General features: G+C 55.0%; 3 rRNA genes. All 3 read left to right on the top strand.

The window, feature by feature from the left end:
* The first annotated feature begins 182 nt into the window (after positions 1-182).
* The 3 genes from ACIQF4_RS21105 to rrf all read left to right on the top strand — a co-directional run bounded on the left by ACIQF4_RS21105 (position 183) and on the right by rrf (position 5683).
* Positions 183-1705, top strand: a 16S ribosomal RNA gene (locus tag ACIQF4_RS21105).
* Positions 1706-2229: 524 nt separating this feature from the next.
* A 23S ribosomal RNA gene (locus tag ACIQF4_RS21100) occupies positions 2230-5355 on the top strand.
* Between the two features lie 211 nt (positions 5356-5566).
* Positions 5567-5683, top strand: a 5S ribosomal RNA gene (gene rrf / locus ACIQF4_RS21095).
* Together the 16S, 23S and 5S rRNA genes form the textbook arrangement of a ribosomal RNA operon.
* Positions 5684-5690 lie beyond the last annotated feature (7 nt).

Raw genomic sequence — 5690 nt, 5'->3', positions numbered from 1 at the left:
TGTGTCTGTTGTTTGAGAACTCAATAGTGTGCCAAGTTTGTTGATACCAATTGTTTTATTGATTGGTTGTTTTGGCCAGGTCCGCCACCCCGTGGTGTGGTCTGGTTTTTACAGCTGGTTTCAAATTTTGTGCAGCCTTTTGGTCCCGTTTTCCCGGGGCTTGGGGTTGTGTCTGTTTTACTTCAACGGAGAGTTTGATCCTGGCTCAGGATGAACGCTGGCGGCGTGCTTAACACATGCAAGTCGAACGATGATCCCAGCTTGCTGGGGGATTAGTGGCGAACGGGTGAGTAACACGTGAGTAACCTGCCCTTAACTCTGGGATAAGCCTGGGAAACTGGGTCTAATACCGGATATGACTCCTCATCGCATGGTGGGGGGTGGAAAGCTTTTTGTGGTTTTGGATGGACTCGCGGCCTATCAGCTTGTTGGTGAGGTAATGGCTTACCAAGGCGACGACGGGTAGCCGGCCTGAGAGGGTGACCGGCCACACTGGGACTGAGACACGGCCCAGACTCCTACGGGAGGCAGCAGTGGGGAATATTGCACAATGGGCGCAAGCCTGATGCAGCGACGCCGCGTGAGGGATGACGGCCTTCGGGTTGTAAACCTCTTTCAGTAGGGAAGAAGCGAAAGTGACGGTACCTGCAGAAGAAGCGCCGGCTAACTACGTGCCAGCAGCCGCGGTAATACGTAGGGCGCAAGCGTTATCCGGAATTATTGGGCGTAAAGAGCTCGTAGGCGGTTTGTCGCGTCTGCCGTGAAAGTCCGGGGCTCAACTCCGGATCTGCGGTGGGTACGGGCAGACTAGAGTGATGTAGGGGAGACTGGAATTCCTGGTGTAGCGGTGAAATGCGCAGATATCAGGAGGAACACCGATGGCGAAGGCAGGTCTCTGGGCATTAACTGACGCTGAGGAGCGAAAGCATGGGGAGCGAACAGGATTAGATACCCTGGTAGTCCATGCCGTAAACGTTGGGCACTAGGTGTGGGGGACATTCCACGTTTTCCGCGCCGTAGCTAACGCATTAAGTGCCCCGCCTGGGGAGTACGGCCGCAAGGCTAAAACTCAAAGGAATTGACGGGGGCCCGCACAAGCGGCGGAGCATGCGGATTAATTCGATGCAACGCGAAGAACCTTACCAAGGCTTGACATGAACCGGAAACACCTGGAGACAGGTGCCCCGCTTGCGGTCGGTTTACAGGTGGTGCATGGTTGTCGTCAGCTCGTGTCGTGAGATGTTGGGTTAAGTCCCGCAACGAGCGCAACCCTCGTTCTATGTTGCCAGCACGTGATGGTGGGGACTCATAGGAGACTGCCGGGGTCAACTCGGAGGAAGGTGGGGACGACGTCAAATCATCATGCCCCTTATGTCTTGGGCTTCACGCATGCTACAATGGCCGGTACAAAGGGTTGCGATACTGTGAGGTGGAGCTAATCCCAAAAAGCCGGTCTCAGTTCGGATTGGGGTCTGCAACTCGACCCCATGAAGTCGGAGTCGCTAGTAATCGCAGATCAGCAACGCTGCGGTGAATACGTTCCCGGGCCTTGTACACACCGCCCGTCAAGTCACGAAAGTTGGTAACACCCGAAGCCGGTGGCCTAACCCCTTGTGGGAGGGAGCTGTCGAAGGTGGGACTGGCGATTGGGACTAAGTCGTAACAAGGTAGCCGTACCGGAAGGTGCGGCTGGATCACCTCCTTTCTAAGGAGCACCTACAAATTTTCATGCCGCGTATGTGGTGGTGGGGGTTTGTCAGGAGTATATGCCCGTTGCGCAGACGTTTGTTCTGCGGCGGGTGCTCAAGGGTGGAATATCAACGAATAGGTGCCTGGTGGCACGGACCGGTTGTTAGTACGGATGTTCTCTTTTCCTTTGGGAAGGGCGGGTGTTCAGGAACGCGGCTGGTGCGGGTTGTTGGGTAGTGTTTGGCACACTGTTGGGTCCTGAGGCAACAGGGCCGTGGGTTCTGCCCCCTTTTTGTGGGGTGGGGTTGCGGGTTTGTGTGTTTCTGGTTTCCTGGCTGCACCGATCATGCGTGTGATCCTTTCGGGGGTTGTGTGTGGGGTGTGTGGTTTGGGGTTGTTGTTTGAGAACTACATAGTGGACGCGAGCATCTTTTATAAGAAGCAATTTCCAAGAATATGAACCTGGATCTGTTGTTCTGTCTTTCGGGATGGAGCGGTGGTTTTCATGGTTCTCTCGAAAATTACTGATTGATCTTTTGTGGTCAAGTTTTTAAGAGCACACGGTGGATGCCTTGGCATTAGGAGCCGAAGAAGGACGTAGGAATCTGCGATAAGCCTGGGGGAGTCGATAACCGGACTGTGATCCCAGGGTGTCCGAATGGGGAAACCCCGCCAGGGGCGCGAGTTGCCTGGTGACCCGCATCTGAACACATAGGGTGCGTGGAGGGAACGCGGGGAAGTGAAACATCTCAGTACCCGCAGGAAGAGAAAACAATAGTGATTCCGTTAGTAGTGGCGAGCGAACGCGGATCAGGCTAAACCGTTCCATGTGTGATAGCCGGCGGGCGTTGCATGGTCGGGGTTGTGGGACTTTCCATACCAGTTCTGCCGGGCTGGTGGGGTGTGATGTGCAGGCATAGGTGAACGGTTTTGAAAGGCCGGCCAGAGAGGGTGTTAGCCCCGTAACCGTAATGTTGTGTACCGCCCGGATGAGTATCCCAAGTAGTACGGGGCCCGAGAAATCCCGTGCGAATCTGTCAGGACCACCTGATAAGCCTAAATACTCCCTAATGACCGATAGCGGACCAGTACCGTGAGGGAAAGGTGAAAAGTACCCCGGGAGGGGAGTGAAACAGTACCTGAAACCGTGTGCTTACAATCCGTCGGAGCCAGTCTGATTCTGGTGACGGCGTGCCTTTTGAAGAATGAGCCTGCGAGTTAGTGTTACGTCGCGAGGTTAACCCGTGTGGGGCAGCCGTAGCGAAAGCGAGTCTGAATAGGGCGTTGCAGTGGCGTGATCTAGACCCGAAGCGAAGTGATCTACCCATGGCCAGGTTGAAGCGACGGTAAGACGTCGTGGAGGACCGAACCCACTTCAGTTGAAAATGGAGGGGATGAGCTGTGGGTAGGGGTGAAAGGCCAATCAAACTTCGTGATAGCTGGTTCTCCCCGAAATGCATTTAGGTGCAGCGTTGCGTGTTTCTTGCTGGAGGTAGAGCTACTGGATGGCTAATGGGCCCTACAAGGTTACTGACGTCAGCCAAACTCCGAATGCCGGTAAGTGAGAGCGCAGCAGTGAGACTGTGGGGGATAAGCTTCATAGTCGAGAGGGAAACAGCCCAGACCACCAACTAAGGCCCCTAAGCGTGTGCTAAGTGGGAAAGGATGTGGAGTTGCGAAGACAACCAGGAGGTTGGCTTAGAAGCAGCCATCCTTAAAAGAGTGCGTAATAGCTCACTGGTCAAGTGATTCCGCGCCGACAATGTAGCGGGGCTCAAGTACACCGCCGAAGTTGTGGCATTCAGATATTAGCTAAGCCCTTGTGGTTCAGGCGTCTGGATGGGTAGGGGAGCGTCGTGTGGGCGGTGAAGTCGCGGTGTAAACCAGCGGTGGAGCCTACACGAGTGAGAATGCAGGCATGAGTAGCGAAAGACGGGTGAGAAACCCGTCCGCCGAATGATCAAGGGTTCCAGGGTCAAGCTAATCTGCCCTGGGTAAGTCGGGACCTAAGGCGAGGCCGACAGGCGTAGTCGATGGACAACGGGTTGATATTCCCGTACCGGCGAAAAACCGCCCATGCTGAACAGGGGATACTAACTGCCCGAGACCTGCCCGATCGCCCTTGTGGTGTGAGGGTTTTGGTGGAGCGCAGGACCTGATCCTGGGAGGCAAGCGTATTAACAGGTGTGACGCAGGAAGGTAGCCAAGCCGGGCGATGGTTGTCCCGGTCTAAGGATGTAGGGCGAACGGTAGGCAAATCCGCTGTTCATGATGCCTGAGATCTGATGGGACCCCGTTTGGGGGGATTTGGTGATCCTATGCTGCCGAGAAAAGCATCGACGCGAGGTTTTAGCCGCCCGTACCCCAAACCGACACAGGTGATCAGGTAGAGAATACTAAGGCGATCGAGAGAATTATGGTTAAGGAACTCGGCAAAATGCCCCCGTAACTTCGGGAGAAGGGGGGCCCCAACCTTGATACACCCTTGCGGTGTGGAGGGGATCGGGGCCGCAGAGACCAGGGGGAAGCGACTGTTTACTAAAAACACAGGTCCGTGCGAAGTCGCAAGACGATGTATACGGACTGACTCCTGCCCGGTGCTGGAAGGTTAAGAGGACCGGTTAGCCGCAAGGCGAAGCTGAGAATTTAAGCCCCAGTAAACGGCGGTGGTAACTATAACCATCCTAAGGTAGCGAAATTCCTTGTCGGGTAAGTTCCGACCTGCACGAATGGAGTAACGACTTCCCCGCTGTCTCAACCATAAACTCGGCGAAATTGCAGTACGAGTAAAGATGCTCGTTACGCGCAGCAGGACGGAAAGACCCCGAGACCTTTACTATAGTTTGGTATTGGTGTTCGGAGTGGCTTGTGTAGGATAGGTGGGAGACGTTGAAGCCCGGACGCCAGTTCGGGTGGAGTCATCGTTGAAATACCACTCTGGTCACTTTGGACATCTAACTTCGGCCCGTAATCCGGGTCAGGGACAGTGCCTGATGGGTAGTTTAACTGGGGCGGTTGCCTCCTAAAAAGTAACGGAGGCGCCCAAAGGTTCCCTCAGCCTGGTTGGCAATCAGGTGTCGAGTGTAAGTGCACAAGGGAGCTTGACTGTGAGAGAGACATCTCGAGCAGGGACGAAAGTCGGGACTAGTGATCCGGCGGTACATTGTGGAATGGCCGTCGCTCAACGGATAAAAGGTACCTCGGGGATAACAGGCTGATCTTGCCCAAGAGTCCATATCGACGGCATGGTTTGGCACCTCGATGTCGGCTCGTCGCATCCTGGGGCTGGAGTAGGTCCCAAGGGTTGGGCTGTTCGCCCATTAAAGCGGTACGCGAGCTGGGTTTAGAACGTCGTGAGACAGTTCGGTCCCTATCCGCTGCGCGCGCAGGAAATTTGAGAAGGGCTGTCCTTAGTACGAGAGGACCGGGACGGACGAACCTCTGGTGTGTCAGTTGTACTGCCAAGTGCACCGCTGATTAGCTACGTTCGGATGGGATAACCGCTGAAAGCATCTAAGCGGGAAGCTCGCTTCAAGATGAGATTTCCATACACCTTGTGTGTGAGAGGCCCCCAGCCAGACCACTGGGTTGATAGGCCGGATGTGGAAGCGAGGACTAACGACTCGTGAAGCTGACCGGTACTAATAGGCCGATAACTTACACCACACACCCTCTTCCGTGAACGGATTCAAAAGACGTTCACACCAGGAAAGGGTAAAAAGATAACAAGACTGCTTGCGTCCACTATGTGGTTCCCAACCAACAAACCCACCCGTTTGCTGGCACAGGAACATAAACTGAATATCAACACCACAATGTTGTAACCACACAAGACTTCCCACACCACCCCCACGGGGTTGGTGGCGGGTAACAGGGTTACGGCGGTCATAGCGTGGGGGAAACGCCCGGTCCCATTCCGAACCCGGAAGCTAAGACCCACAGCGCCGATGGTACTGCACCCGGGAGGGTGTGGGAGAGTAGGTCACCGCCGGACACACATT

It is taken from the genome of Pseudarthrobacter sp. NPDC092202, from assembly GCF_044755505.1.
Lineage (GTDB): Bacteria > Actinomycetota > Actinomycetes > Actinomycetales > Micrococcaceae > Arthrobacter.
Note: the sequence above shows the minus strand (reverse complement) of the source record. Positions and strands in the feature narration are given on the sequence as shown.